Genomic DNA, 26,250 nt, shown 5'->3' on the forward strand with positions numbered 1-26,250 from the left:
CGACGTTTGCGCCGTTTGTGATTCGACATTTTCGTTCTACGCCATTTTTTAATGGTACCCATATTCTATTCCTCTTGTCAGTCGTTACGCTACCACTTTATTCAAGCCGATTTCAATAATTCCCTCTGCACCCGCGGCTTTCAGTTCCGGAATAATTTCGCGCACAACTGATTCTTCCACCACAGTTTCAATCGCATACCAGCCGTCATCGGACAAGCCGCTGACAGTCGGCGAATGCAGCGCCGGCAACTGGGCCTTCACTGCGTCGAGGTTTCCTTCAGACACATTCATTTTCAGCAGAACCTTGTCTGCTGCGTTCAGTGCAGCCTGCAGAAGCAGGGAAATTTTTTCGAGTTTTGCGTGTTTCCAGTCATCGGTCCAGGCGTCCTGGCTGCAGAAAAACTGGGTGTAGGACTCCATCAGTGTGTCGACAATGCGCAGGTTATGAGCGCGCAGAGAGGAGCCGGTTTCGGTGATGTCGACAATTGCGTCAACAAACTCAGGCACTTTCACTTCCGTGGCGCCCCATGAAAATTCAACATCTGCTTTTACGCCGTTTTCGGCCAGCCAGCGTTCAACCAGTGCCACGCCTTCCGTGGCAATCCGTTTGCCCTCAAGGTCTTTCACCGACTGGATCGGGGAGTCTTCCGGCACGGCCAGCACCCAGCGAACCGGACGCTTGGTCTGCTTGGAGTAGACCATATCACAAAGCACGTGCACATCTGAACCGTTGGCCGCAATCCAGTCGAGACCGGAAATTCCGGCGTCGAGCATGCCGGCTTCAACGTAGCGGCTCATTTCCTGCGAACGCAGCAGGCGCAATTCAATTTCATCGTCATCGATCGACGGGAAATAAGAGCGGGAATTGCCCTTAATATGGAAGCCGGCCTTTGCGAAAAGTGCATAGGTCGACTCCTGCAGGCTGCCTTTCGGTAATCCGATGATCAATTTATTCATAATGTTGAAAGCCTTCCGTTTTTCAAATGAAAGCGTCGGACTATACGGAAAAGCCTCCGGAGCGTCCAACGCTATTTGGCATTTTTTTAGGAAAATACTGTCAAAAACACCGTTTCCAACGGTTGCAAAGCGCTCGGATCAGTCAAATTGAGTGGGAAGCTCCGGCGTGAGGTGATGCTGGAGGAGCAGTTTTATGTGCTTCGGCAGGGTTCGGTGCTCCGAAAGCGGGGGCAGGTTCTCGACATCAAAGAACGCCGCGTCGGTAATATCGTGACACAGCTCATCCGCCTCGCCGGTCCGTTCACACAGAAACAGAAGTTTGTAAATGTGGAAAGGATGGGCGTGTTCCGGATCGTTCAGGTGCAGGTCGCGATCGAGTACAGCAGCCAGTTTGACGCATTTGACCGGATAGCCGGTTTCTTCGCGCACTTCGCGGACAATCGCCTCGGACGGCGTATCATTCACGTCCGCCCAGCCGCCGGGAAGACTCCAGCGTCCATCCTGCTGCTCCCTGGAAAGCAGCACTTTTCCGTCTTCTATCACCGCACCGCGCACATCGACTTTGGGCGTGGCATAACCGGATTCGTTCTTGAAAATGGTTTCCCAGTGAGTCTGAGTGATGTCTGAGGACGACGCCATCATCTCCGCGGCAATCTGCTGCAGTTCCTCGCAGCGCTCCTGTTCGTAAGGATCATGCGTATACGTCAGCCCTGTCTGCGCCAGCGCTGCAATGCGCCGGGCCCATTGGATTGTTTGATTTCCGGACATAGTTGAGTTTGGTTGGTTTAACTGAATAAGAGGTCGTAACAATGTCTTTTGCGGCCATTATGAGACTGGCATCACCAGGGGTGCAGCCAGAATATTCTGTTTTTCTGTGGGGCCCTGGTGAATGGATGCGTGGTTTTGAATGATTTGCTCGAAGATCATGTGAAAAAGAAATGCTGAATGCCCGACATGATCATTTGTGCGGCCAGTGCGGCGAGAACCAGTCCGGTGATTTTGCTGAGGATACCGATGCCGCGTTTGCCCAGCACCCGTTCGATTTTTGAGGCCAGAAACAAAAGGGTTCCCAGTGTGACGACCGCCATCGCCAGTGACAGGATGCCGGTGATTCTATGTTCCATATCCGGCATTTCTCCTCCGAGCACCAGCAGTGCTCCGGTCGTGGCGGGGCCGACGATGACCGGAATGGCCAGCGGAACGACCGAAATGTCCTCGTCGCTGCAGTTCGGCAGGGCGGATTCTTTTGGATAAACCAAATGCACTGCGGAGAGAAACAGCAGAGCGCCGGCGCCAACCCGGAAGGCATCCAGAGTGATGCTGAATATCGTAAAGACCACGTTGCCGAAAAAGAACAGTGCCATGCAGATAATGGCTACCGCAAAGGATACCTGAATGGACAGTTTGCGCCGGGCGGTCTCGGTGTACGGCTGCGTCAGGGTGAGAAACATCGTCAGCGCAAAAAACGGCGTGAACAGGAAAAAGAAGCGCAGCCAGATGCTGAACCCGAATGCGAGACTTTCTGTATTCATAAGACAGCCTATTTTTTAGCGGTGTCGGAGTCCTGATAGTCGGCGAACTTCATCGACATAATGCGCGACACACCGCGATTGGGCATGGTGACTCCGTAGATGACGTCCGCCGCGGCGATGGTCTGTCGACTGTGGGTGATCAGAATAAACTGGGACTGATCCAGGAAGTTGAGCACCATTTTAACGAAACGGCCGATATTGGCTTCGTCGAGCGCGGCATCGAGCTCGTCGAGCACGCAGAACGGGCTTGGCTTCACCTTAAAGAGGGAGAAGAGCAGGGCCACCGCGGTCATCGTGCGTTCTCCCCCTGACAGCAGCGAGATGGTCTGCAGCTTTTTGCCGGGCGGACGCGCGATGATTTCAATGCCGGATTCGAGAACATCCTCTTCGTCGACCAGTACCAGTTTGGCGGAGCCGCCGCCAAAGAGGTTTTTAAACATTTCCCCGAAATTATCGTTCACCTTGTCGAAGGTTTCCTTGAACAGGGCGGTGGTGGTCTCGTTGATCTTTTTGATCATTTCCATCAGCTGGGCTTTGGCCTTGGTCAGGTCGTCTTCCTGCTGGTTCAGGAACGCAAACCGTTCTTCGAGTTCTGCGTGTTCCTCAATGGCGACCAGATTGACCGGTCCCATGGATTCCAGCTTGGCGCGGTATTCCGCCACCTGGGTTTCCAGTTCCTCCATATCCGGCCGTTCGTCTTCCCATTCCGGCTCCGGCTCGCGCGGCAGATCTTCAAGCGTAATCTGCCAGGTGCTGGTCAGGCGGTCGGCGGCATTCTGATGACGCATGCGCTGCTCGGCCAGTTCCACTTCAAAACTTGTTTTCTGCCCCTGCAGTTCATCGAGCTGCTGCTGCATCACGCGCAGGCTTCTTTCCCTCTCCGCAAGTGTAACGGTCTTCACTTCGCGGACCTGACGCACTTCCGCCAGTTTGGCATCGGCCGCGGCCACGGCTTCTTTCAGGCCTTCGAGTTTTGCTTCGGCTCCGGCCGACGTTTCCTTGAGCTGGGCGACGCGCTGCTGATAAGTACTGACGCCACGGGTGCGCTCTTCAATCACATCGCTGAGTTCTTTCAGTCGCGCCTGGAGCGGCTGGCGGCGGCTTTGCAGCGATTCCAGCCGCTGTTCGCGCTGCGAGAACTGCACGCGGCACTCAGACGTGGCGGAGAGGGCCTCGGCCCGTTTTTCTTCCAGAGCATTCAGCTCCTCGGTCTTTGTGGAAATCTGCTGGCGGGTTTTTGCCAGTTTTTCACGGGCTTCGGCGCCTTCGCGGGCAACCGCGGTGCGGCGGTCTTCGCCTTCACCTTTCTGTTCGATCAGTGTATTAAATTCAAAGGTGACCGTTTCGACCCGTTCGCGCGCGGTTTCGAGCTCCCGACTGATCACCTGCGCTTCTCCCTCCTGGACCGCGAGGGAGCGGCGGCGGGCATCCAGCTCGCCGCGGGCGATTTCAAGCGCGTCGCCAGCACCGCTTTGTTCCGTGCGCAGGGCACTGAGCCGTTCCTGTTTCGCGCTCAGTTCGTTGCTGAGCACTTCTATTTCTCCCTGAAGCTGTTCGCGCAGGTGATGGCGTCCCAGTGGGTTGACATCGCCTTCTTCCGGTTTCCACAGTTCGCCGGCGCCTTCTGCTGTAAGCAGTTCGCCGGTTTTTGTGACGAATACAGCGCCGGCGGGCAGGGTGATTGGAATCGTCTGCAGGCTGTCGGCAATGAAGACATTGGCAAGCAGCTGGGAGGCGAGCGGAGCGACGTTGTCGCTGAAGGAAACCTTGCTGATCAGAGGAATGCCTTCGGCCTGCACCGCCGCCGGGGCGGGGGCGTCGGCGGAAAGCAGCCGCACTGAACCGTGGCCGCTGCCGGACAGCAGCGTCAGTACGCTGCGCGCACCGCTACGGCTTTTAACCACCACCGCGTCCATCCAAGGACGCAGCACGGTTTCGAGTGCCGTTTCAAACCCTTCGCCGGCTGTAAACTGTTCGGCCAGCGGGCCGATGACGTTTTCGTCGCCGCTTTCGAGCAGATGACGTGCGCCGGGCGGAAAGCCTTCCTCCCGGTCTGCGGCAATCATTTCCAGGCGGGCGTTTTTATCGGTGAGCTGACGGTTCAGTTCAGAAACTTCATTTTCCAGGATCTGGATCTGCTCCGCCAGCGTCGTGCGCTGAGTGCGCAGATCGTTCAGGGTCTGTTCCTGGACGGCGACAGCCTGGCGAAGGCCCTCAACCTGAGCGGCCATTTCCTGACGGCGTTCTTCGTAGGAGGCCAGCGAGCGTTCCAGTCCGCTTTTTTCGGCGGCGAGCTGTTCCTTGCGGATCACGCTGGCGCGCTCTTTGGCATCGATTTCCGACAATTCGTTCTGAAGTCGGCCGATCCGGCTGTCGAGTTCCATCGATTCAGAGCGCATGCGGTTGAGTTCTTCGCGTCCGGCGTGGACCAGCGCCTCGGTTTCCCGCTGTGCGGCCGTTGTTCTTTCCAGTTCTGCGGCGGCCTCTTTTTTTTCTGTCTCGGCGCTTTCAATCAGGCGAAGCACTTCTTCAAGCGAATCCCGGTGCTGTTGGAGACGGTTTTTTGCCTCTTCAGATTCTTTGGTGTTCTGCTGGGCCAGCGATTCCAGTTCGGCGACGCGTTCAGTGTTGGTGCGGATGGTCTGCATGGCCCGTTCGAGCTCGTTTTTAACACGCATGGACTCATCCATTGTGTTGCCGATTGTCTGCTCGAGTTCGTGCAGCTCGGCCCGCAGCCCGTCCGTCTGGCCGTTGGCGGCTTCGATGCCGTTATGCGCTTCGTCCACTTTCAGGCGCAGTTCTTCCAGTTTGGCGCGGATTTCCTGAATGCGGGTTTCGAGCTCAGAGAGGCGGGTCCGGGTGACGTAGATGTCGAGAACACGCAGGCTGGCCTGAATTTCCTTGTAGCGCTGGGCTTTTCCGGCCTGGCGCTGCAGGGAGATGATCTGCCGTTTGACTTCGCGGATCACATCGGCCAGACGCAGCAGGTTGGCTTCGGTCTGCTCCAGTTTGCGCAGTGCCTCTTTTTTGTCTGCCTTGTATTTCGTGATGCCGGAGGCCTCTTCAAACACCGCGCGGCGGTCGTCGGGTCGCGAAGAGAGAATCTGGTCGATTTTTCCCTGTTCGAGCACTGAGTAGGAGTTGGTCCCGACCCCGGTATCCATGAACAGGCGCTGGATATCTTTGCGGCGGCACGCTTTTTTATTAATGAAATAGTCGCTTTCGCCGGTGCGGAACACGCGGCGGGTAATGCTTACCTCGTTCAGGCCGATCTCCAGGGTTTCATCGCAGTCTGCCAGGGTCAGCGTCACTTCCGCCATTCCCAGCGGTTTGTGGGAATCCGTTCCGTTGAAGATGCAGTCCTCCATGGTGGCGCCGCGCAGCGCACGCGCGCGCGATTCGCCGAGGACCCAGCGGATGGCATCAGAAACATTGCTTTTTCCGCAGCCGTTCGGGCCGACAATCGCCGTCATGCCCGGTTCAAACTCCAAGTGAGTCTTTTCTGCGAAACTTTTGAAGCCTACGATATCTACGGATTTCAAATACATCCGGTCTTGATACCATGCGCAGGCCGGCGGGGCAATCCTGCAAGGGCCAAAACTCGCTTTTCAATGCTTGTTTGTGCGCGGTCTGTGCCCGGGACCCTCGGCGGAAATCATTGGGCCTGTTCCCGCTCATTTCGAGTGTGTCGATCGGGACAGAATGAGGGCTGTTATCAGAAATGCCTCCGCTGAGGTATAAAAAGACCCGCCCGCGGGAGAACTGAGGGCGGGTCCGGCGGCTTAGTCATCCAGGGAAATGACCATATACCGCGCGCCGTAACGCGGGATCTGAACTAACAGGAGAAGCGAGTCGGAGCCTTGCGCGGCTTGCAGTGCCTGCCGGAATTCCTGGGCATTTGCGGTGCTCATCCGGTTGACGGAACGAATGATCATCCCGTCTCTCAGGCCGCTTCGCCATGCGGGGCCGTCCGGATCGACACTTTTTACGAGCATTCCGGTGATATTCGCCGGCAGACGCATCTGTAAAATGGCTTGTTCGGTCAGCTCTTCGACATCGAACCCCGCTTTTTCGAGAGCGGAGAAATTCGTGGTTGCCAGTTCGCCGTCTTTGGCCTGAGTGATCAGTGTTTTCTCAATGCGTTTGCCGTCGCGGAGCAGGGTGAGGGTGATTTCTGTGCCGGGGCGGAAGGAGGCGACCTTGCTGCGGAATGACGGGAGTTTTCCGACCGGTTCGCCGTTGAGTTCGAGTGCAATGTCTCCGGCCACAATGCCGGCTTCGTCTGCGGCGGAATCTTCAGTGACCTGACTGATCAGGATGCCTTTGGAGTCCTCGTCGAGTCCGAAACCTTTTGCCAGTTCCGGGGTGATGCGCTGCAGGTAAACGCCAATCAGGCTGCGCTGGACTTTTCCGTCTTTCAGCAGCGCTTCTTTGATATCCAGTGCCATGTTGATCGGAATGGCGAAGCCGATTCCCATATATCCGCCGCTCTGGCTGTAAATGGCGGTGTTGATGCCGATGACTTCGCCGTCGATGTTCAGCAGAGGTCCGCCGGAGTTGCCGGGGTTGATGGCGGCGTCGGTCTGGATGAAGTTTTCATAGTCGGTAATACCGACCTGACTGCGGCCGGTAGCGCTGATGATGCCAACGGTGACGGTTTCCTGCAGGCCGAAGGGATTTCCAACTGCAATGGCCCATTCGCCAACCTGCAGGTCGTCGGAGTCGCCGAGTTCGATGGTCGGCAGGTCTTCTTCGCCTTCAATTTTAATCAGTGCAATCTCGGTTTCCGGATCGGTCCCGATCAGTTTTGCGTCGAGTTCGCGGCCGTCCTTGAGGGTGACGACAATGCTGTCTGCATCGTTGACGACGTGGTTGTTGGTCAGGATGTAGCCGTCTTTGCTGATGATGAACCCGGATCCCTGTCCCATCTGTTTGCGTTTCTGGGTGCGCGGCTGCTGTTGCTGCCGGAACTGCGGGCCGAAGAAATATTCAAAGATGTCCCGCTGTTGCTGCGGCAGGGACTGTTCAATGGTCTGTTCCACCCGGATGGATACAACAGCCGGTGTAGCGGTTTTGGCAACCTGGGAAAAAGCCTTTCCGGTTTGCCGCAGTGTATCGATGGGGTCAGTTTCGGCAGAACACCCGCAAACCAGCAGGGCACTCAGGACTCCGGAAAGAATCAGACGTTTCATTGCAAATCTCCTGTAACGGTTGAGTTTGTTTATCCATGTGACGCCCCTTTGCGTCGTTCGTTCATTTTTAGTCGATTTTTTTTTAGTCGCAATGATTTTGAAACAAAACCGGATGTGCTTTAATCGCCCGCCTTATGGAAAAGCAGCTGTTGATTTTTGATTTAGACGGGACGCTGGCTGAAACCCGACAGGATTTGGCCTCCGGAATTAACCTGATGCGGGCCCATTATGGACTGGCGCCGCTGGATGTGGAAACCGTGACCGGCTACATCGGCGACGGCATCCGCAAGCTGGTGGAGCGTTCGCTGCAGGGGCTGGATGTGGATATTGACGAGGCGGTTGCGCTCGACAAAAAGTTTTATGCCGAGCACATGTTTGATGAAACCCGGCTTTATCCCGGGGCGGAAGAGGGGTTGAAGGCACTGTCCGCCCATGCGCTGGCTGTGCTGAGCAATAAGCCGGGCGATCCGACCCGGGCCATCCTGAAACATCTGGGTGTGGATGGGCTCTTTTTCCGAATGCTGGGCGGCGGCGATCTGCCGAATCTGAAGCCGTCGCCGGACGGAATCGAGGCGCTGCTGGCCGAGTCCGGGATTTCAAAGGAAAACACGTGGATGATCGGCGACCATCACACAGACCTGGAAGTGGCGCATAATGCCGGAGTCAAAAGCGGGTTTGTGACCTACGGCCTTGGACATGCCGGAGAGTTTTCTGCCGACCAAACCTGGAGCACGTTTGGCGAGCTGGTCGATTTTTTTAGTTAAAACGAGGTGAATTATGAAAAGTCATACAGAAGGACTGACCCTGTTGAAAAAGGGCGAGATGAATTATCCGCAGGCGCCTGACGCATCGATTCTGGAAACGTTTGAGAACTCAAATCCGCAGCGAAACTACTGGATTCAGTTTGAGACGGATGAGTTTACGTCGCTCTGCCCCATTACCGGCCAGCCCGACTTCGCGCGCATCACGATCGAGTACGTTCCCGATCAGCTGTGCGTTGAAAGCAAGTCGCTCAAGCTGTTCCTGTTTTCATTCCGCAATGAGGGATCGTTCTACGAGGACGTCACAAACCGCATTTACACCGATCTGTTTGGCCTGCTGAAACCGCGGCACCTGATCGTGACCGGCGACTTTACCGCCCGCGGCGGGATCCGTTCCAGTGTGCGGGTGGACTCTGCAGACGCTTAAGTGCAGTCCGCCTGAGCAGATTTCCAGACTCTGGAAAAAGGAGATTTATTTTTCCAGGGTTTGGAACACATTCTCGTAGACGTTTGTGTTTTCCTGCAGATCGCTGGAGCGGTCGGCGGGAATTCGGTAGGTGGCAAGAATTCGCGGCTGTTCCTGCCGGACTTTTTCCCGGTCCAGGACCATTTCCAGGCCGATGGTGTTTTCGAAGGTGATGAATTCATTGCCGGCGCCGGCTTCAATCAGGGAAATCATCTGTTTGAGGTTGCGCACTTTCTGTCCGTCGACCGACTCAATCTGCCAGTAATTTTCGTTCTGGTATCCCTGGTTGACGTCGGCGGCGAGGACGCGGAGCGCCAGCACAACCTCATCGGTTTCCCTGGGGCGCAGGTTGTTGCTCATGCGCGCAATCAGTTCTTTCGGGGCGTTATTGTACCAGTTCTTTCCCCACATCTGCAGCAGGTTCTTCGTGAGCGGAACGAAAACGACTCCGCCGTAGATGTAGTAACTCGGCAGTATGTCATACTGCTCCATCGGAATCAGCCAGTTGTCATCAAAGGTGTGCGAGAGGGGGATATCGAGCGGCAGGAGCTGATTGTTGCGCAGCACTTCGACCTTTAAATGATCGCCGATCTGGTTTTCCTGCACATAATAAAGAAACAGGGTGCGTTCTTTGGGGCGAAACTCAACCGTGCCGTCGTCGGCAACAGGGTGGCCCTTGACGCTCAGTAGAACATCGCCGGTTTGCAGGACCCCGTCTGCGGCGGATTTATGAGCAATACCTGTAATCAGCATTCCGGTCTGCCCGGGTGCCATGCCGTATCGCCGCCGCATATCGGGGTTTTCCATTTTCTGCCAGTTGATTCCAAGGTCTGGAACGCCGTCCTGCCGGTTGTTCTGAATATCCTTCAGAAAATGCTGCACGACCGGAACGGGAATGATGTAGCCGATATTATCCGCCTGCGTCATTCCCTGCATGGCGACACCGACCAGCTGGCCGTCTACAATGGCCGGGCCGCCGGAGTTGCCGGGGTTGATGGCCGCATCGATCTGCGCCGCCAGCAGGTTGAGAGAGCTATGGGAATACGTCTGATGCTCAATGCGTGAGATCACGCCTTCGGTAATGCTCAGCGTATCGCCGCCCATCGGAAAGCCGTAAACATGTACATCCTGCTGGGTTTCCGGAAGTCCGCCCAGCGGGACAGGGTCGATGCCGTCAAAAAACGCCGGATCGTCAACCGTCAGCAGCGCAAGGTCAGCCTGATGGGATACAAAAAGCACGTGTGCCTGATAGCGCCGCGACTCCCCAAACCGGCGCACCTGAACAAAGGTCTGGTCGCGCACCACATGGCCGTTGGTGAGAATCCGGTTGCCGCTGATGATGCATCCCGAACCGGTCGAGCTCTGCGGGCCGCGCATGTTCCACGGATTGTAGTAATCCGGGATGTTGTGAACGGTATAGATCTTAACAATCGCCTCGCGGACATCCTGTGCGGCGGCGGTGCCGGCGATCAGAATGCAGAACAGAACGGCAGGTATCCATCGTTTCATAACGGTTCTCAGCGGGTGGGTTCGGGGCCGCGATAGATGCAGCCGGAGGTTTCGGTTTCTTTGATAACCAGCTGATAAAGCAGGGGCAGCTGCGGTTTCAGAATGTTCCACAGCCAGACGCTCATGTTTTCGCTGGTCGGATTCTCCAGCCCCTCGATTTCGTTGAGAATCGCGTGGTCGAGCTGCTGGAGAACCGGCGTACACACCTTGGACAGGTCTCCGAAGTCCATTACAAAACCGGTTTGCGGGTCGACTTCGCCTTTCAGGTGAACTTCGATCTCGAAGCCGTGTCCGTGCATCGCGGAGCATTTGTGGGTATCCGGTACGCCGGTCAGTCGGTGCGCGGCATCAAACCGCAGTGTTTTATAAATCTGCATTTCAGGCATAGGAATTCCTTTCTGAAAGATGAACTATGAAGGCGGTGTTTTTTCAACTAAAAAGGCCAACGCCGTTTGAGTTCCTGTTTCATCTTTCATCTTTTACATTTCATATTTTCTAGGATCTTTGGTTCCGGCTTCTTTAAATCCTTTGAGGCGCAGGCGGCAGGAATCGCAGGTGCCGCAGGCTTTGCCGTCCGGCGCCGGGTCGTAGCAGCTGGTGGTTTGTCCGTAGTCGACGCCGAGCTCCAGCCCGGTTGTGATAATCTGCGCTTTCGTCAGATCGATCAGCGGCGCATGGATGGTCAGTTTCTCCTCGCCGGTCACGCCCGCCCTGGTGGCGAGGTTGGCCATTTTTTCGTAGGCGGTGATGAATTCGGGTCTGCAGTCGGGATAGCCGCTGTAGTCGAGGGCATTCACGCCGATGAAAATGTCGGTGCAGCCGAGCACTTCCGCCCATGCGAGTGCGTAAGACAGGAAAATGGTGTTGCGCGCCGGAACGTATGTGATCGGGATTTCATCCTCATCACCCGCCTCGTGCGGCACATCAATGTTGGTGTCGGTCAGCGCCGACCCGCCGAAGGCGCCGAGATCAATCTCAACGGTGCGGTGCTCCACCGTCTTCAGCATTTTGGCAACTTGGGATGCGCATTCCAGCTCGACCATATGACGCTGGCCGTACCGGAAGGAGAGGGCATAGCAGTCAAACCCTTCCGCTTTGGCCATCGCCAGCGCCGTTGCAGAGTCCAGTCCGCCACTCAGCAGGACCACTGCTTTTTTCCGGTTTTTCATCAATCCATCACTCCTGTATTCGTCATTCCGTTCTCAAAGAAGCCCCATCAATTTATGGCTTTGAGGAATAATGCGCACGGTTTTTTTCAGCGAACATGCCATTTCGGACTGCCAGTGAAGGATCTGCTGCGCCGTGGGTATCCGATCGGTTCTCGATGCCGCCGTCATCGGCTGCAGAACCACATCGGCCTCCGTCTGGGTCGCGGTAATCAGCTCGATCGCCTCGACCAGGTCTTCCTCTGCCGTGTCGGCGCTCACCACCAGTTTGATGGTTGTGCTGATGCGGCGGGCACGGATGGCTTCCATAAAATGCTGATGCTGCAGCCACGTCTCCGGCTCTCCGGTCACGCTGGGCAGTTTAATGTCCATCAGTACATGGTCGATATACTCGGCAATGCTTTCAAATTCTTCCACCAGATCGCCGCTGGTTTCCAGATGGACCGGCAGGGCAAACTCTTTTTTGGCCTGCGGCAGGAATTCTTTCAGGAACTTTGCGTGCAGCAGTGGCTCGCCGCCGGTTAGGAACAGGTCGTCATGAACGCAGACAACGCTGTACAGCAGCTTCAGAAGCTTAATCAGTCCTGCGCAGTCCAGCGGGTTGGAGAACTCTTTGAACGTTCCGCTGCCCGGAACGGTTTCAATGCGCACGGAATCGGTGCGCTGGAACGGCGTGTCGCAGTAAAGACAGTTGCGGTGGCATTCGCAGAAACGCACAAAAAGCTGGCGGCGGCCGATGTTGACGCCCTCGCCCTGCGCGGAACTGAAAATTTCGCTCACAAATGCGGATGGTTGGTTTTTCTGGGTCATTTCCTTCGATTCCTGAATGTTCAAAGCGGGAGCATACCTGAAGGCGGCGCCGGAATGGAATAATGGAATGGTGGAATAATGATAAGGATATAGAAGATTCCTGTGATTCTGGTTTCCAAGACTCCAAGATTCCAGTATTCCAATAGCCCATTCCCATGAAAGTAGACCTTTTTGATTTTGATTTGCCCCGGCAGTACATCGCGGACCATCCGGCCAGCCCGCGCGATTCCGCGCGCCTGCTCGACCTGACCGGCGACGGCTTTGCCGACCGCGTCATGCGCGACCTGCCGGACTGCCTGCAGCCCGGCGACCTGCTGATCGCCAACAACACCAAGGTTATTCCCGCGCGGCTCGACGGCCTGCGCGACGCCGTAAAAATCGAGGCCACGCTCCATATGCGCACCGGCAACGACGAATGGCTCGCCTTCGCCAAGCCCGGCAAGCGCCTCAAGGTCGGCCAGCGCGTCGACTTTGCCGACGGGTTCTGGGCCGAAGTCGCCGAAAAGCTCGACGGCGGCGACATCCGCTTCCGCTTCAACTGCGGCGGAGATGAACTTTTCCAATGTTTGGAAAAATACGGACGCATGCCGTTGCCGCCCTACATTCAGCGCAAGTTGGAATCCACCGAAAACGCCACGGACCGCAATGATTACCAAACACTCTTCGCCAAAGAAGAGGGGGCAGTCGCCGCGCCGACCGCCGGACTTCATTTTACGGAGAAAATTTTCCAGGGTTTGGAAAAAAGCGGCGTGAGTTTTGAAACCGTTACGCTGCACGTCGGCGCCGGCACTTTCCTGCCGGTCAAAGTGGACGACACCGAAGAGCACAAAATGCATTCCGAGTGGGGGACGCTTTCGCAGAAAACCGTCGAGTTAATCAACGCGACCCGCATGGCGGGAGGCCGAATCGTCGCCGTCGGTACCACGTCACTGCGTCTGCTCGAAAGCGCCGCGATTGCGCCGGGAAGCATCAAACCCTTCACCGGAGAAACCGACATCTTCATTACGCCCGGCTACCAGTTCAAGATCGTGGATCTGCTGCTGACTAATTTCCATCTGCCGCGCTCAACCCTGTTCATGCTCGTCTCCGCCTTCGCCGGCCGCGAACGCATGCTTGCCGCCTACGAACACGCCAAGGCCGAAAGCTATCGCTTCTATTCCTATGGCGATGGTTGCCTGCTCAAGCGGCGCTGACGACCAGCGTTACTCGGAGCGGGCGGAATCCGCGATAGAGTGAATGCGATGGTGTTTTTCAATGTTCGGAACTTTCTGGAACGCAGGCTGAAGCTGACGGTCAATGAGACCAAAAGCAAAGTCGCGTCTCTGGACGAATGCACATTCCTCGGGTTCCAGATCAAACATGGACGGATTCGATGGAGCCAAAAGTCCGAAAAGGAGTTCAAGCGGCGCATCAAGGAACTCACCGGCCGAAGCTGGGGTGTTTCGATGGCGTACCGACTGAAGAAACTGCGGCAGTATATGCGCGGCTGGATCGGATACTTCGGTATCAGCGAATACTACCAACCCATTCCACTGCTCGACCAATGGATACGCCGCCGCGTGCGGATGTGCTACTGGAAGATGTGGAAGCGACCTGCAAAGCGGTTCCGCGAACTGCTCAAGCTGAACGTTAATATTCGGCAGATCAAAATGGTCGGGTAGTGTCCAGAATCTTTCGCACTTTCGTTTTGGAGTTCTCCATAAATTCTGTTGTTCGGGGCGGCCTCTGGGCTTCGGGCCAACGAGAATGGGTCATATAACTCGTCGGAGTTGGGTCGAAGCCCGAGGCCGCCTATGCGGCATTCTTCTTGAGTTGTTCCAGTTCGTAGAGTCGGGTCATGTTCAGGTAGCGGCGCGTCCCCCATTTGGTGCCTGCGATGTGGCGTAGACGAGCTGCGACCAGCATCAGCGCGGACTGTCCGTCAGGAAAGCTGCCGACTACGCGGGTACGTCGCCGGATCTCGCGCATAATCCGCTCCAACGGATTGTTGGTGCGGATGCGCCGCCAATGCTCCTCGGGATAGCTCATATAGCTCAGTGTTTCGTCTACGGTTCGTTGCACGTGATCGGCCGCTTTGTTCAGCTTCATGCCTTTTAGCTTTTCTACGACTGCCTGAGCCTTTTCCAAGGCCGCTTCGCGGTCTTCCTGGGCATGAATTGCTTTGAGCATGGCAGCGACTGCTTTGACTTTCTGGCGCGGTACATTCTGGAAGATGTTGCGGTACCAGTGAACCACGCAACGTTGCCAGTCGGCGGATGGATAAACCTCGGCGACCGATTCCACCAACCCAAGGCATTTATCGCTGACGATCAAGCGAACCCCTTTGAGCCCCCGCTCCTTCAGATCGCGCAAGAATGCTTGCCATCCGGCCTTGTCTTCCTTCTCGCCTTCGGCGGCACCAAGAATCTCTCGATAGCCTTCCGCATTGACTCCAATAGCGACCAGAACCGATACGTTCTTCACTTCGCCGCCCCAGCTGCGCTTCAGGCAGATCCCGTCGAGATAGACGTACGGATACTCGCCATCAATCGGGCGTGTCCGCCACTTCTCGATGCGTTCATAAACTTTTTGGTTCAGGTTACTGACCGTTCCCGGGCTGACTCGCGTGCCCCACAGTGCCTGCGTAATATCTTCAACACGGCGAACCGACACCCCGGCCAGATACATCTCCATCAACGCTTCTTCGACGGAGCTTTCACGACGACGATAGCGTTCAATGATCTGTGTCTCAAAGGGAATGCTGCGAAGCTTGGGTACTTTGAGCTTCACACTGCCGGCTTGTGTCTCCAGTCCACGCTCGTAATGGCCCGCACGAGAATCCACCCGATCCGGGCTTCGCTCATAGCGTTTTGCTCCGCACAGGGTATCCGCTTCGGCATCCAGCAGGCCGTTGAGCGTCTCCTCAACGGAGCCTCTCACCAGCTCCTGCAGATGTCCCCGCACAGCCGAGTCGTCAATTTCGATGATCTTTTTCGTGGTATCTTCCGTCGTCTTTTGGTCTCTATCCATTTGGTTCTCCTTGTGTTTGCTGACACACGGCTGGTTTTACCAGCCGGGAGAACCCCAATTCAAATGTGCGAAAGATTTAATACGCTATCAATGGTCGTTAGCAGCCGCAAGGCGTATTGGAAGCTGGCACGCACGCTGGCAACCAATATGGGTATGGGAAACGACTGGCTTGCCGAGCAAGGGTTAATCAGTCTCCCGAAGCGCAGCGAAGATAATTTCCGAAGGAAATAGTGACCGAAGGGAGCGGTTCACGAACAATGGTCTCGGATACATTATCCGGCTCAATAGAGTCGGCCGATGCCTTTCGAACCGCCGGATGCGGACCCGCATGTCCGGTGGTGTGGGGAGGGGGAGCTAGACACTCCCCTTTACCCGATTTCTGAAATTATTTAATTAGCTTGGTTGTGAAGATCGCAAGGGCAATGTCAAACAGGGCTGTCAGAATTATTTTTGACCAGAGACGAATGAGCTTCTTTTTGTTTTCTCCTGCTTTTTCCTCCTGCTGGTTTTTGTCCCCATTGGTGAAATTAAAGTAATGGCCTTCGCCGTATCCTGATAAGCTTTTAAACACGGAAGATGACACTTTTTCACCGATTTTCCCTGCAATTGAGATCACAAAAATTGAGATCAAGAGCCAAAGAAACAGCCATTTGCTTGCAGAGACTGTAAGGGGGTCTGTGCAGTTTCCAATTTCGCAACGATAAAACATTAGAGCGCAAGCTAGAGCTCCAGTGAGTAATGGGATTGAGTAATGGATTGATTGCGAAAAAATGCGACGTTGTTTTGAGACCACTTGCATGAATCGCCCAATATGTTTGACCTTCCTTTTTCCTTTGTACCAATCGTTAACAAGGTTGACTAGTTCTTGGCCTAGAGACTGATTGATGAAATCAACTCTGCAGTAAACAGGACTCATCTCATTTTCTAAATTTTCCCAATTGTTTAGTGTCTGGCCTCCTCCGAATAGCGCATTGAGGACGTGAGCAGGTTTAATTTCATTGGCAATGCGTAATGTCATTGTGTGCCGTTGCGGGACTTCAAAGTTAGGCATATCAACCATGAAATCCCACTTAACAAATATTGTCTCTGTGACCTCTGGTCGTTTCCAGTTGTGTGTTTGAAATTCTGCCCAAGTTGAGAACTCTTTAACCGTGTTGTTTCTATAGTTGATTGTTATGGAAGTAATACACCCTTCAACATGATGAGTTCTTAGTTTGTCCTGAACGGCATTGTTTAAATCCTCAATATCTGATGGGCCAACTATAATCGGGTTTGAGAAAAATTTTACTGTGCTGTCGGGTTTGCCAGATAACAGATAAAACCAGGACTTAAATTCATCCTTAGGAATTGAGGCAACCAAGTCCTCGCGTTTGGCAATGGACATGCCGTCACTTTTTTGGATTTCGTTTTCTTTCATGTTTTATCCTTATTACTTCAGAACGTCAAAAGTGAGCTTCGGAAAAGGCCGTGCCGACTTCCGCTCCGTGCGAACATGTGATTTTAAAAATCATCACCGGGGTTTTCCGTAAGTTCAACTTTCTGGTTAGACTTTTTATTTTGTTTTAGCCTCAACTTCATCCGGCAAAGGGAAACCTGAAACAATATCCACCCTGTTATCAATGCTACCAGCAGGAAAACTCCAGTAGGAATACTGTTTCGCAAGTCCGTGAAAATATAAACCTCAAGAGCAATGATGGGGACTATCACGTAAAGACCTTTCTTATACCACTCAGCCTTATAGAAAATTAGCCTAGCATCGCATTCTGGACATTTGATCGGTGTGAACCACGAATGGCGCATTATTTTCCAGTATGAAATACCTGCGTCACACAAAGGACATTTTGATTTACTAATTTTTTTCATCTTAATGTCTAACAGTGGATTAGGTCGCATTGTTTGCGACCTATTTTTTCTTTAAACAAGTATTGTTTGTGTGATAGGTAGCTTACGTGTCTGACTTTTTTATTAAAAGAAAAATGACGAGGAAAGAATCCGTATTTTGGGGTCGTTATGCTGATTTAGTGAATAAACACGGCCTTTCGGGATATGCGGCGGAATGGACGGTGCATCGTGCTCAGCAGTTTGTATATGGTCTTGAAGGGCGCAAATTGCGTAACGTAGATGCGACCTATCTCGATCAGTACCTGAATGTGTTAGGTCGCAATGACTCTCTGCAGGACTGGCAGATGATTCAGGCGATCAACGCATTAAAAATTCTACTGGTTGATGTAGTTAGTCTGGATTGGGCGGTGACGTACGACTGGGATGCGAGGCTGAGCGCCTGCCGCGATCTGGAGCCGACACATCCGACTCTGGCCAGAGAAGCACCACTGATGCGTGATGTTCATAGGCAGGAAGCGTGTGCATTGACTCCGGCGGCCGAGGCGCAGCTCGAACGAATCAAAGAGGTGGTTCGGACGCGTGCGATGTCGATTCGCACAGAGCAGACGTATGTGGAATGGGCGCGACGTTTTGTGGACTATTGCGGAGGGACTTTTCCTGAGGGACCGGCGAAAGTGCGGGATTTTCTGGAGTATCTGGCTCTTGTGCGCAAGGTCGCTCCGTCAACACAGTCCCAGGCGCTGAATGCACTGGTTTTCCTTTACGGTCAAGTGCTGAAGGTGGAGCTGGGTGATTTGGGGGAATATCGGCGTCCGGCCCGGAAACGGCGGCTGCCGGTGGTATTGTCGCCGGGTGAGGTGCAGTTGTTGCTGGCGGCTATGAGTGGGCGCAATAAATTAATGGCGTCTCTCCTTTACGGAGCCGGAATGCGTCTGATGGAATGTATTCGGTTGCGGGTACAGAATATTGATTTCGACAACGGATATATTCTTGTGGTTGACGGGAAGGGAGGAAAAGACCGGCGGGTTCCGTTGCCGGTAAAGCTGGTTCCTGAGTTGAAGGCGCATTTGACCGCGATGAAAGCGCAGCATGACGCGGACTTGACGGCAGGATTTGGAGAGGTCTTTCTTCCGGAAAGTTTGGCGCGGAAGTATCCAAATGCTTCAAAAGAGTGGATTTGGCAGTATGTTTTCCCGGCAGCCCGGCTCAGTACGGATCCGCGGAGCGGTCGGCGCAGGCGGCATCATGTCAGTGAGAAGAATTTACAGAAAGTGGTTAAGTCCAGTGCGGTTAAGGCGGGGATTCCCAAGCGGGTGACCTGTCACACGCTGCGTCACAGTTTTGCGACCCATTTGCTGGCTCGCGGCTCTGATATCCGTACGGTTCAGGAACTCCTGGGTCATGCGGATGTGTCGACTACAATGATTTACACCCATGTGCTGAATCGGTCCGGAGTTTCCGGGCAAAGCCCGCTCGATACGCTGTAGAAAAGTTTTGCTGGTCTGATTCTGCCGCTGGGGGGGGGCGGGAATCCGCGTCTGCGGGTTTGGGCAGGTTGCTGTGGATGCGGTCGTTGACCGCATTCGTGAGAACGTCTGAGCAAGTTGAAAAACCTCCGGGTTTTCAATTTCGGTTAATCAGTTAAAAGGGATTGGTTGTCAGTGAAACGTTTGGCACGGCAATCGGTTGCATAAATTACAGTTGATCGTTAATAAATCACCGTCTCGCAAACCCAAAGGGGTTTGCGGGAGGCTCGTTTGTTGATCGGTTTCTCTAGAAATCCCAGCCGGCACCGATGGTGAGGCTGTTCTGATACATGCTGATTGTGGTTCCTGCGGCCATCGGGCCCAATGGCCCTGCGTCATTTCCGTTGGCGGTCTGTTCGGTTTTAAGAGCATGCACATAGGCGAGATCGATATGGAAATTATCGAACCGGTAGGAAAGTCCGGTCGCCAGATGGGTTTCCATGATGGCGGGGAACAGCGAGTTGCCGAAGGCCGCGTCGGAATCGATGGGGGAGTTGCCGTGCGAAATCCCGCCGCGCAGGGTGAGACGGTCGTTGAGGTCCCAGGTGAGTCCGGCTTTGACAATGTTCTGATCTTCCCAGCCAAACTGGTCGCCCAGCGTGTCGAGTTTGTTCCAGCCGATCCAGCGGTAGTCCAGAGCCACTTCAACATTGGACAGAATGTCATAGGCCAGTCCCACGGTCAGCTGTTGCGGCAGATTCAGGGAATCGTCGAGCAGCTGGTTGTAGGTGTCGAACTCGGTCATGAACTGCTCGGTGATGTAGCTTCCGCCGATCGAGAGTTTGTCGGTAACTTTCTGGTTCACTCCGAAAATGAATCCGGCTCCGACGGCCGTATCCCATTTGTTGTTCTGGGGAACGCCGGCGGCATTAAACATGTCTGTGCGGAAGCGGGACAGCACAAAGATCGGTCCGGCACCGACGCTGAGGCCGCTATCGAATTTTTGGGCGTAGGTGACGGTGAGTTTTGCAATCGACAGTTGAGTCTGCCGGTCAAACGACGTCTGAGCCCCCGGCGTACCTATTCGTCCGTAATCGTAGTCCACGCCCATGCCGCTGGTTCCGTAGATCCCGATTCCGAGGTAGCCGTTGTCGCCGTGGCAGCATCCGAAACTGGTGCTGATTGAAGGGATGAAAAATGCTGAATCGTCGGTTTGCTTACCCGCTCCCCCGCTTAAGGTTGAGTTGATTGTTCGGTTTGGCGCAAATAACTGGATCGAGGCATCGGCGCCGCGTTCCAGATCGGTGAGGCCGGCCGGGTTGAGCAGCAGCCAGGTGGAATCTTTGGCGGAGGCAACCCCGGCGCCGGCTGTTCCCTGCTGGATCGGACCGATCCCGATTAAATTGATTCCCTCGGTTCCGAAGGCGGCGGCGCCGCTCAGCAGGAATGAGAGTATGATGGCCAGATTTTTATTCATGATTTCTCCTTACATTGATTGGGGGTTTAAAAAGTGTGAAAGGAGAAAACCAGAAGTCCCGCAGAGTGGCAACACTAAAAAGTTATAAAAATGATCATGTATTGCATGTATAGGCTTGATTCGCGCGAAAGCGGTTTTATTTGACATTTTCATAATATTATAATTACCTAATGTTTTATTCGGAGACGCACTATGCAGGAAAAAGAACGGGAATTGGCGGCAGAGGTATTGAAAGCGATGGCACACCCCATTCGTCTGGGGGTGATTGAACAGCTGGCAGACGGGGAGAGAACCTGTACCGAGCTTTATCAGGAACTGGGATGCAGTCAGTCGATGCTTTCTCAGCAGCTGCGAACGCTCTGCCAGTATGGACTCGTGTCGATTCGGAAAGAGGGGGCCACAAAGTACTGTGCCCTTCAGAATTCCGATTTCCTGAAGCTGTTTGACTGTATGCATCGGCATTTAAGGACGTTTCTGCATTTTGAAAATGAGGAGTAATCAATGGATCAAAAGAAAATTGTGATTGTTGGCGGAGTGGCCGGCGGTGCAAGCGCCGCAGCGCGGGCGCGGCGCCTGAGCGAAGAGGCTGAAATTATTCTGTTGGAGCGCGGTCCGTATATTTCCTTCGCAAACTGCGGACTGCCGTATCATATCGGCGGCGAGATCGCGGAACGCGATCGGCTGCTGGTGACTACGCCGGAACTTCTGCGCACCCAGTTTCGGATCGATGTGCGCACCCGCAATGAAGTGATGTCGATTGATCCGGATCAGAAGGAGGTGGAGATCAAAAACCTCGAGACCGGAGAAGTCTACAAAGAATCCTATGACTCCCTTGTTCTCAGCCCCGGCGCCGATCCGGTGCGTCCGCCCATTCCCGGGATTGAGAGCAACCGCGTTCTTTCGCTCCGCAACATGGAGGATATGGACCGCATTATTTCCGAATTGAAAGGCCGCGAGCACGCCTCCGTCATCGGCGGCGGTTACATCGGCCTCGAAATGGCTGAAGCGCTGCGCCGCCGCGGTATCGCAACCACGCTCGTGGAGCTGGCGCCTCAGGTGATGGGGCCGGCCGATCCGGAAATGGTTTCCATTCTGCATCAGGAGCTGGAAATCAACGGCGTCGATTTGCGCCTCGGCACATCCGTCAGCGGTTTTGAGGAAACCGAAAAAGGATTGAAACTGACTCTGAGTTCCGGCGAAGCGCTGGAAACGGGTCTGGCGATCCTTGCCATCGGCGTAAAGCCGGAAACCACGCTGGCAACGGGAGCAAACATTGTGCTCGGTCCGCGCGGCGGCATTAAAGTGAACGATCGAATGCAGACGTCTGTGCCGGATATCTACGCCGTTGGCGATGCCGTGGAGGTGATCGATTTTGTTACCCGTGAACCTGCGCTCATTCCGCTGGCCGGACCGGCCAACCGGCAGGGGCGTATCGCCGCCGACAATATTTTCGGACGATCCTCACGCTATAAGGACACGCAGGGAACGGCTATCTGCAAAGTATTCAACCTTGCGATCGGCATGACCGGGCTCAGCGAGAAGGCGGCGAAGCACGCGGGTGTGGCCTATGAAAAAATCTATGTTCATCCGGCCAGTCACGCATCGTACTATCCCGGCTCCGCCGCACTCAGCATGAAGATGCTGTTTGATCCGGAAACGGGCAAAGTGCTCGGCGCACAGGTGGTCGGTGCCGACGGCGTCGACAAGCGCATTGATGTTTTCGCGGTGGCCATTCGCGCCGGTCTCACGGTTTATGACCTCGAAGAGCTTGAGCTGTCCTATGCTCCGCCGTTCGGCTCTGCCAAGGACCCCGTCAATTTCGCCGGGTTTGTTGCCGCCAACATCCTGCGTGGTGATGCAAAAATCTGTCAGGTTGAAGATGTTATCAATCCGGCGGCCGGTCAGAAGGTGCTGGATATCCGTACTCCGGATGAGGTTTCCACCGGAACCATTCCGGGGGCAAAAAACATTCCGCTCGATGATCTGCGCGATCGTCTCGATGATCTGGATAAGGAAAAGGAATATCTCATTTTCTGCCGGGTTGGGCTGCGCGGCTACCTCGCATGCCGAATCCTGTCCCAGAACGGCTTCAACTGCCGGAACCTGACCGGCGGCTATATTACCTATCAGCGCACGGTCGGGATGGCTGCCGACGAAATGCCGGAGGACCACAAACCGGAGAGCGATTCCGACTACCAAGATGTTAAAAAGGAGACCCCGATGAATTTGGTGAAAACGATTAACGCCTGCGGTCAGCAGTGTCCCGGCCCGATCCTTCAGCTTAAAAACGCCATTGATGAGGTGAATGAAGGCGAGGCGGTTTGCATCAGCGCCACCGATCCCGGTTTTGTTGCCGATGCGCCGGCATGGTGCCACAGCACCGGCCACGAACTCGCCTCCATGGATCCCGGGGAAGGCGGGTCCTACCGTGCAACGGTCATCAAGCGCGCAGGGTCCCGCGGCGGCGTTTCAATGTCTGGAAAACGCGCCATGACCAACGTTGTCTTCTCGAACGATTTCGATAAAGCAGTGGCTGCGTTCATCATTGCTAACGGCGCCGCCGCCGCGGGCTATGATGTGACGCTGTTCTTCACCTTCTGGGGCATTAATATGCTGCGGAAATCCGGTCCGGTCGTGGCGAAGAAAAACCTGATCGAAAAAATGTTCGGAATCATGATGCCTAAGGGCGCCGACAAGCTGGCGCTGTCTCAAATGAACATGGGCGGCATGGGGCTGGCGATGATCAAAGGCATCATGAAAAAGAAAAACGTCATGACGCTTCCGGAATTGATCGGTCAGGCCAGAATGAGCGGTGTCAAGCTGGTGGTCTGTACCATGAGCATGGATCTGATGGGTATCAAAAAAGAGGAACTCATCGACGGAATTGAAGAGGGCGGTGTGGCGATGTATGTGGATCATCTCACGCAGAGCAACGCCAACCTGTTCATTTAGGTTGGTTTTCCAATGCCTGGAAACTTGCAGAGCGGCCGAAGGCAGGATAGCTTTTCGACCGCTTGAATGATTCCCTTCCAGAACTGCTGGCTCCGGCCGGAACGCCGGATGCCGCATGGGCGGCGCTGGCGTACGGCGCGGATGCTGTTTATGTCGGCCTGCCGCGCTTTTCCGCGCGCGCCGAGGCCGGCAACGTTACGCCCGAGCTGCTCGACGAGCTGATCGGCTACGCGCACCACCTCGGCCGCCGGGTTTACATCACCTTCAACACGCTCGTTCAGCAGCACGAGCTGAACGAGGCGCTCGAGATGCTGGGGCAGATTCGCGACCTCAATGCCGACGGAGTGATTGTTCAGGATATGGGCATGGTCCACCTGATCCGTCGGCATTTTCCGCAGATCCGCCTGCACGCCAGTACGCAGATGGCCGTGCATAATCTGGCCGGCGCACAGCAGCTCGCGTCGCTTGGTTTCAAACGGGTCGTGCTGGCGCGTGAGCTGGGCCTGAAGGCCATCGAGCACATCAGCCGTCATTGCGGCATAGAAACTGAAACCTTTATTCATGGCGCGCTTTGCTATTCCTACAGCGGGCTCTGCCTCTTTTCCTCGCACCTGCTCGGGCGCAGCGGAAACCGCGGACGCTGCGCCTACTGCTGCCGCCAGGCATTTGAAAGCGGCGGAGAAAAATCGCTGCCGTTTTCAATGAAGGATTTTGCGGCGGCAGATCATTTGGACGACCTGCTTCGGACAGGCGTTGCGTCGCTCAAAATTGAAGGCCGCATGAAAAGCCCGCTCTATGTCGCGGCGGTTTCCGATTTTTACCGTAAGGCGCTGGACGGCAATCTGACCGATCCCGAGCTGCTGCTGTCCGACATCCAGACCATCTTCGGCCGGCCGTCTACGGATCTTTATCTCGACAACGAGCAGAATACACCGGTGGATCCGGTCAACGACGGACATCGCGGCGCACAGATCGGAGCCGTCAGAAAAGTTTTGGGCCCGTGGCTGATTCTGCACAGCAACCGCGCACTGCAAAAGCATGACGGACTGAAAGTTGAAATGCCGGGGCAAACCAGTGCCTATGGATTTGCTGCCGATCAAATGCGGCTGGCTTCCGATCCCGATGGAAAACGCCGTTTTGAGCTGCCCGCGAATGCAGAGATTGCGCTGAAGCTGCCGCCGGATCATCCAGGCCTTGGAAAAGGCGCTGCAGTTTATTGCTCCTATTCGCAGGCCGTGCGTCAGCGTTACGAATTCACGGCTCCCCGGCCCGGGCAGTTCCGCCAGCGCCGTCCGCTGAAGGTTGATATTTTCCAAACCTTGGAAAAACTGCGGATTACGGCCTCCGCCGACGGTATGCAGCGTGAGCTCATTCTGGACGGACCGTTTGAGCCGGCAAAAAATCCGGAAAAATCCACGACGGCATTTCAAAAAGCCTTTGGGAAACTGGGCGACACCGACTGGCGGCTCGATCAGCTGACGCTCAACGGTCCGGTGGTATTCGTTCCGGTCTCCGCTCTCAACGATGCCCGCCGTCGCCTGATTGCTGATTTTTCGTCGGAAGTTTCCTCCGCCAGAAAACGTCCACACCTTGGACGTTTCCCGGCACAACCAATTTCAGAGACCGTTTTCTGGTCTGTCAAATTGCGGGTTTTTCATCCTCTGGAAGCCATCGATGAGTTTGTTCTGGAGGTCGATCCGGCGCGCCCGGAAGATCTTGAAAAAGCGCAGGAGTTCTATGGAGACCGTTTGCGGCTGGCGTTGCCGGTGGTCATTCGCGATGAAGATGTCGAAGCATACCGTGTGCTGACGGATACTGTTTCTGGTCATCAGAAATGGGAGGCAGCGAATGTCGGGGCGTTGAACCTGTTGTGTGGCAAAAAAGATGTTTCGGCGGACTGGTCGTTGTATACGCTCAATTCGCAGGCGGCGCTGGAGTGGAATGGGCAGGGCGTTGAGCATTTTGTTCTGTCGCCGGAAGATGATGCAGAAAATCTGTTTTCCCTGATTGAAGAGTTGGGCGATGCTGCGATCGTTCCGGTGTTTCAGCATACACCGCTGATGATTTCCGCCACGCGCCCGGAAGCCTCCGGTTCGGCGCTGGCCGACCGCTCGCACCGCACGTTTCGTGTCGAGCAAACCGGTCACGAGTTTGTGCTGCTGAATGAAGAACCGTTTTCGCTGACCGATCATTTGACCGAGTTGAAAGAGCGCGGCGCCCGGCATTTCCGGATTGATCTGTGTTACGGAGAATATTCCGCCGATCTGGTGCAGAAGATTATTTCCGGCGGTTCTGTGCCCGGTTCCTCTGCCAATTTTTTACGCGGGCTTTTGTAATGCTGTGCGCCTCTGCGAGAGAATGATTATTCAGTGTACGTGAAAATCTTTGGGCAGGTCTTCTTTGCGGATGAAGAGCAGGGGGAAGACGATGTCGCTGAGGCAGCAGGGGATCCAGACTGCGACAAACAGAAAGAGTCCGACTGCGAGTCCCTGAAGGATACTGAACGGTTCGGCCTGTGCGCGCAGGATGTGGAACAGCGAGGCGGCCATGCTGAGCAGGACGTGACCGGTGTGCGGAAAATGGGTTTTCGGATACCAGTAGGCAAAGCTGATTCCAAACAGTGCCGCAAAGTTGATAACAACCGGCATTTCAATGACGCCGAGGTGGGCATGGGCGTGTTCCATGCCGAGCAGCTTTTCGCCCCAGAACGGAATGAGGCAGTCGCTGAGTGTGGCGATGCCGATAGAACCGAAGTAGCCGACCAGGATGACGGTCAGGGTTCCGGTCTTGCTGTGGCCGGTTTTGGAACGGTAGTTGCGGTAGAGCGCAGCGGTCACCATTGCGCTGAGTACAACGTGCATGGGGTGCGAGAACTCGAACAGGCCTTCTGCCCGTTCGGTGGATAGAAAGTTTGGGGCAAAGTTTCGGATCAGCATCATGGCCGCGACGCTTGCCAGTGCTCCGAGCAGGGTAAAGGGGCCGTGGTGACGAAGCTCTTTAAGCACAATGGATTTCATGAATGATCTTGTAACAGCTTCAATGCTGAGGGGGCAAGTTCGGTTTGCTTCGTTCGCGGATGGCCCTTGACTTTCGCAGTCGATGCGTCTACAA

Annotated in this window: 21 protein-coding genes; 8 read left to right on the top strand and 13 right to left on the bottom strand. The window is 55.0% G+C overall.

Features of this window, described 5'->3' with window-relative positions; all coding sequences use genetic code 11:
- Window positions 1-84: 84 nt before the first annotated feature.
- The 5 genes from hisG to GT409_RS10735 form a co-directional block, all read right to left on the bottom strand.
- The gene (hisG, locus tag GT409_RS10715; RefSeq protein ID WP_160629084.1) at window positions 85-957 is read right to left on the bottom strand and encodes an ATP phosphoribosyltransferase; all 873 of its coding nucleotides are present in this window, start codon (window positions 955-957) and stop codon (window positions 85-87) included.
- 138 nt (window positions 958-1,095) lie between these two features.
- On the bottom strand, window positions 1,096-1,725 hold the full coding sequence (locus GT409_RS10720) for an NUDIX hydrolase (protein WP_160629085.1): 630 nt from the start codon (window positions 1,723-1,725) through the stop codon (window positions 1,096-1,098).
- 155 nt (window positions 1,726-1,880) lie between these two features.
- Window positions 1,881-2,489: a MarC family protein gene (locus GT409_RS10725; RefSeq protein WP_160629086.1), complete on the bottom strand. Its 609-nt coding sequence runs from the start codon at window positions 2,487-2,489 to the stop codon at window positions 1,881-1,883.
- A gap of 8 nt (window positions 2,490-2,497) precedes the next feature.
- Window positions 2,498-6,037 (bottom strand): chromosome segregation protein SMC, encoded by a 3,540-nt coding sequence (smc, locus tag GT409_RS10730; RefSeq protein ID WP_269844921.1) that lies wholly within the window; start codon window positions 6,035-6,037, stop codon window positions 2,498-2,500.
- Window positions 6,038-6,271: 234 nt separating this feature from the next.
- Window positions 6,272-7,681, bottom strand: coding sequence for a DegQ family serine endoprotease (locus GT409_RS10735; RefSeq protein ID WP_160629088.1), 1,410 nt, complete (start codon window positions 7,679-7,681; stop codon window positions 6,272-6,274).
- A 149-nt stretch (window positions 7,682-7,830) separates the two neighbouring features.
- On the opposite strand from GT409_RS10735, the gene GT409_RS10740 reads away from it, so the two are divergent.
- Complete coding sequence (locus GT409_RS10740; protein ID WP_160629089.1) at window positions 7,831-8,445, top strand: HAD family hydrolase; 615 nt, start codon at window positions 7,831-7,833, stop codon at window positions 8,443-8,445.
- Window positions 8,446-8,458: 13 nt separating this feature from the next.
- Complete coding sequence (gene queF, locus GT409_RS10745; protein ID WP_160629090.1) at window positions 8,459-8,869, top strand: preQ(1) synthase; 411 nt, start codon at window positions 8,459-8,461, stop codon at window positions 8,867-8,869.
- A 45-nt stretch (window positions 8,870-8,914) separates the two neighbouring features.
- Here the strand turns inward: queF and GT409_RS10750 are convergent, their stop codons facing one another.
- The 4 genes from GT409_RS10750 to GT409_RS10765 form a co-directional block, all read right to left on the bottom strand.
- On the bottom strand, window positions 8,915-10,417 hold the full coding sequence (locus GT409_RS10750) for a S1C family serine protease (protein WP_160629091.1): 1,503 nt from the start codon (window positions 10,415-10,417) through the stop codon (window positions 8,915-8,917).
- 8 nt (window positions 10,418-10,425) lie between these two features.
- Window positions 10,426-10,803: a 6-carboxytetrahydropterin synthase QueD gene (gene queD, locus GT409_RS10755; protein WP_160629092.1), complete on the bottom strand. Its 378-nt coding sequence runs from the start codon at window positions 10,801-10,803 to the stop codon at window positions 10,426-10,428.
- 93 nt (window positions 10,804-10,896) lie between these two features.
- Window positions 10,897-11,586 (bottom strand): 7-cyano-7-deazaguanine synthase QueC, encoded by a 690-nt coding sequence (gene queC, locus GT409_RS10760; protein ID WP_160629093.1) that lies wholly within the window; start codon window positions 11,584-11,586, stop codon window positions 10,897-10,899.
- Between the two features lie 33 nt (window positions 11,587-11,619).
- Complete coding sequence (locus tag GT409_RS10765; protein ID WP_160629094.1) at window positions 11,620-12,393, bottom strand: 7-carboxy-7-deazaguanine synthase QueE; 774 nt, start codon at window positions 12,391-12,393, stop codon at window positions 11,620-11,622.
- 155 nt (window positions 12,394-12,548) lie between these two features.
- On the opposite strand from GT409_RS10765, the gene queA reads away from it, so the two are divergent.
- Both queA and GT409_RS10775 read left to right on the top strand, forming a co-directional pair.
- Window positions 12,549-13,586, top strand: a complete 1,038-nt coding sequence (queA, locus tag GT409_RS10770; RefSeq protein ID WP_160629095.1) for a tRNA preQ1(34) S-adenosylmethionine ribosyltransferase-isomerase QueA — start codon at window positions 12,549-12,551, stop codon at window positions 13,584-13,586.
- Between the two features lie 48 nt (window positions 13,587-13,634).
- Window positions 13,635-14,054 (top strand): group II intron maturase-specific domain-containing protein, encoded by a 420-nt coding sequence (locus tag GT409_RS10775; protein ID WP_160630101.1) that lies wholly within the window; start codon window positions 13,635-13,637, stop codon window positions 14,052-14,054.
- 130 nt (window positions 14,055-14,184) lie between these two features.
- Here the strand turns inward: GT409_RS10775 and GT409_RS10780 are convergent, their stop codons facing one another.
- Window positions 14,185-15,402, bottom strand: coding sequence for an IS256 family transposase (locus tag GT409_RS10780; protein WP_160625940.1), 1,218 nt, complete (start codon window positions 15,400-15,402; stop codon window positions 14,185-14,187).
- Window positions 15,403-15,787: 385 nt separating this feature from the next.
- Window positions 15,788-16,819, bottom strand: coding sequence for a hypothetical protein (locus GT409_RS10785; protein ID WP_160629096.1), 1,032 nt, complete (start codon window positions 16,817-16,819; stop codon window positions 15,788-15,790).
- A gap of 559 nt (window positions 16,820-17,378) precedes the next feature.
- On the opposite strand from GT409_RS10785, the gene GT409_RS10790 reads away from it, so the two are divergent.
- The gene (locus tag GT409_RS10790) at window positions 17,379-18,731 is read left to right on the top strand and encodes an integron integrase (protein WP_160629097.1); all 1,353 of its coding nucleotides are present in this window, start codon (window positions 17,379-17,381) and stop codon (window positions 18,729-18,731) included.
- A gap of 286 nt (window positions 18,732-19,017) precedes the next feature.
- On the opposite strand, the gene GT409_RS10795 is transcribed toward GT409_RS10790, so the two are convergent.
- Window positions 19,018-20,187 carry an OmpP1/FadL family transporter gene (locus tag GT409_RS10795; protein ID WP_160629098.1) on the bottom strand — a complete coding sequence of 390 codons (1,170 nt, stop codon included), beginning with the start codon at window positions 20,185-20,187 and terminating at the stop codon, window positions 19,018-19,020.
- A gap of 192 nt (window positions 20,188-20,379) precedes the next feature.
- Here GT409_RS10795 and GT409_RS10800 point away from each other — a divergent pair, with 192 nt between their 5' ends.
- From GT409_RS10800 to GT409_RS10810, 3 genes are all read left to right on the top strand, one after another.
- Window positions 20,380-20,685, top strand: a complete 306-nt coding sequence (locus tag GT409_RS10800) for an ArsR/SmtB family transcription factor (RefSeq protein ID WP_160629099.1) — start codon at window positions 20,380-20,382, stop codon at window positions 20,683-20,685.
- A 3-nt stretch (window positions 20,686-20,688) separates the two neighbouring features.
- Complete coding sequence (locus tag GT409_RS10805) at window positions 20,689-23,139, top strand: FAD-dependent oxidoreductase (RefSeq protein ID WP_160629100.1); 2,451 nt, start codon at window positions 20,689-20,691, stop codon at window positions 23,137-23,139.
- A gap of 62 nt (window positions 23,140-23,201) precedes the next feature.
- Window positions 23,202-25,475 carry a peptidase U32 family protein gene (locus tag GT409_RS10810; RefSeq protein WP_160629101.1) on the top strand — a complete coding sequence of 758 codons (2,274 nt, stop codon included), beginning with the start codon at window positions 23,202-23,204 and terminating at the stop codon, window positions 25,473-25,475.
- A gap of 30 nt (window positions 25,476-25,505) precedes the next feature.
- On the opposite strand, the gene GT409_RS10815 is transcribed toward GT409_RS10810, so the two are convergent.
- Complete coding sequence (locus GT409_RS10815; protein WP_160629102.1) at window positions 25,506-26,156, bottom strand: hypothetical protein; 651 nt, start codon at window positions 26,154-26,156, stop codon at window positions 25,506-25,508.
- Between the last annotated feature and the right edge of the window lie 94 nt (window positions 26,157-26,250).

Origin of the sequence: Tichowtungia aerotolerans, from assembly GCF_009905215.1 — a bacterium.
GTDB lineage: Bacteria > Verrucomicrobiota > Kiritimatiellia > Kiritimatiellales > Tichowtungiaceae > Tichowtungia > Tichowtungia aerotolerans.

Coding starts and splice junctions, on each gene's coding strand:
- GT409_RS10780 (WP_160625940.1), bottom strand. CDS start 15,402: ATGGATAGAGACCAAAAGACGACGGAAGATACCACGAAAAAGATCATC.
- GT409_RS10750 (WP_160629091.1), bottom strand. CDS start 10,417: ATGAAACGATGGATACCTGCCGTTCTGTTCTGCATTCTGATCGCCGGC.
- GT409_RS10785 (WP_160629096.1), bottom strand. CDS start 16,819: ATGAAAGAAAACGAAATCCAAAAAAGTGACGGCATGTCCATTGCCAAA.
- GT409_RS10725 (WP_160629086.1), bottom strand. CDS start 2,489: ATGAATACAGAAAGTCTCGCATTCGGGTTCAGCATCTGGCTGCGCTTC.
- GT409_RS10765 (WP_160629094.1), bottom strand. CDS start 12,393: ATGACCCAGAAAAACCAACCATCCGCATTTGTGAGCGAAATTTTCAGT.
- GT409_RS10805 (WP_160629100.1), top strand. CDS start 20,689: ATGGATCAAAAGAAAATTGTGATTGTTGGCGGAGTGGCCGGCGGTGCA.
- hisG (WP_160629084.1), bottom strand. CDS start 957: ATGAATAAATTGATCATCGGATTACCGAAAGGCAGCCTGCAGGAGTCG.
- GT409_RS10790 (WP_160629097.1), top strand. CDS start 17,379: ATGACGAGGAAAGAATCCGTATTTTGGGGTCGTTATGCTGATTTAGTG.
- GT409_RS10795 (WP_160629098.1), bottom strand. CDS start 20,187: ATGAATAAAAATCTGGCCATCATACTCTCATTCCTGCTGAGCGGCGCC.
- queC (WP_160629093.1), bottom strand. CDS start 11,586: ATGAAAAACCGGAAAAAAGCAGTGGTCCTGCTGAGTGGCGGACTGGAC.
- GT409_RS10720 (WP_160629085.1), bottom strand. CDS start 1,725: ATGTCCGGAAATCAAACAATCCAATGGGCCCGGCGCATTGCAGCGCTG.
- queD (WP_160629092.1), bottom strand. CDS start 10,803: ATGCCTGAAATGCAGATTTATAAAACACTGCGGTTTGATGCCGCGCAC.
- GT409_RS10815 (WP_160629102.1), bottom strand. CDS start 26,156: ATGAAATCCATTGTGCTTAAAGAGCTTCGTCACCACGGCCCCTTTACC.
- GT409_RS10735 (WP_160629088.1), bottom strand. CDS start 7,681: ATGAAACGTCTGATTCTTTCCGGAGTCCTGAGTGCCCTGCTGGTTTGC.
- queA (WP_160629095.1), top strand. CDS start 12,549: ATGAAAGTAGACCTTTTTGATTTTGATTTGCCCCGGCAGTACATCGCG.
- queF (WP_160629090.1), top strand. CDS start 8,459: ATGAAAAGTCATACAGAAGGACTGACCCTGTTGAAAAAGGGCGAGATG.
- smc (WP_269844921.1), bottom strand. CDS start 6,037: ATGTATTTGAAATCCGTAGATATCGTAGGCTTCAAAAGTTTCGCAGAA.
- GT409_RS10775 (WP_160630101.1), top strand. CDS start 13,635: ATGGTGTTTTTCAATGTTCGGAACTTTCTGGAACGCAGGCTGAAGCTG.
- GT409_RS10800 (WP_160629099.1), top strand. CDS start 20,380: ATGCAGGAAAAAGAACGGGAATTGGCGGCAGAGGTATTGAAAGCGATG.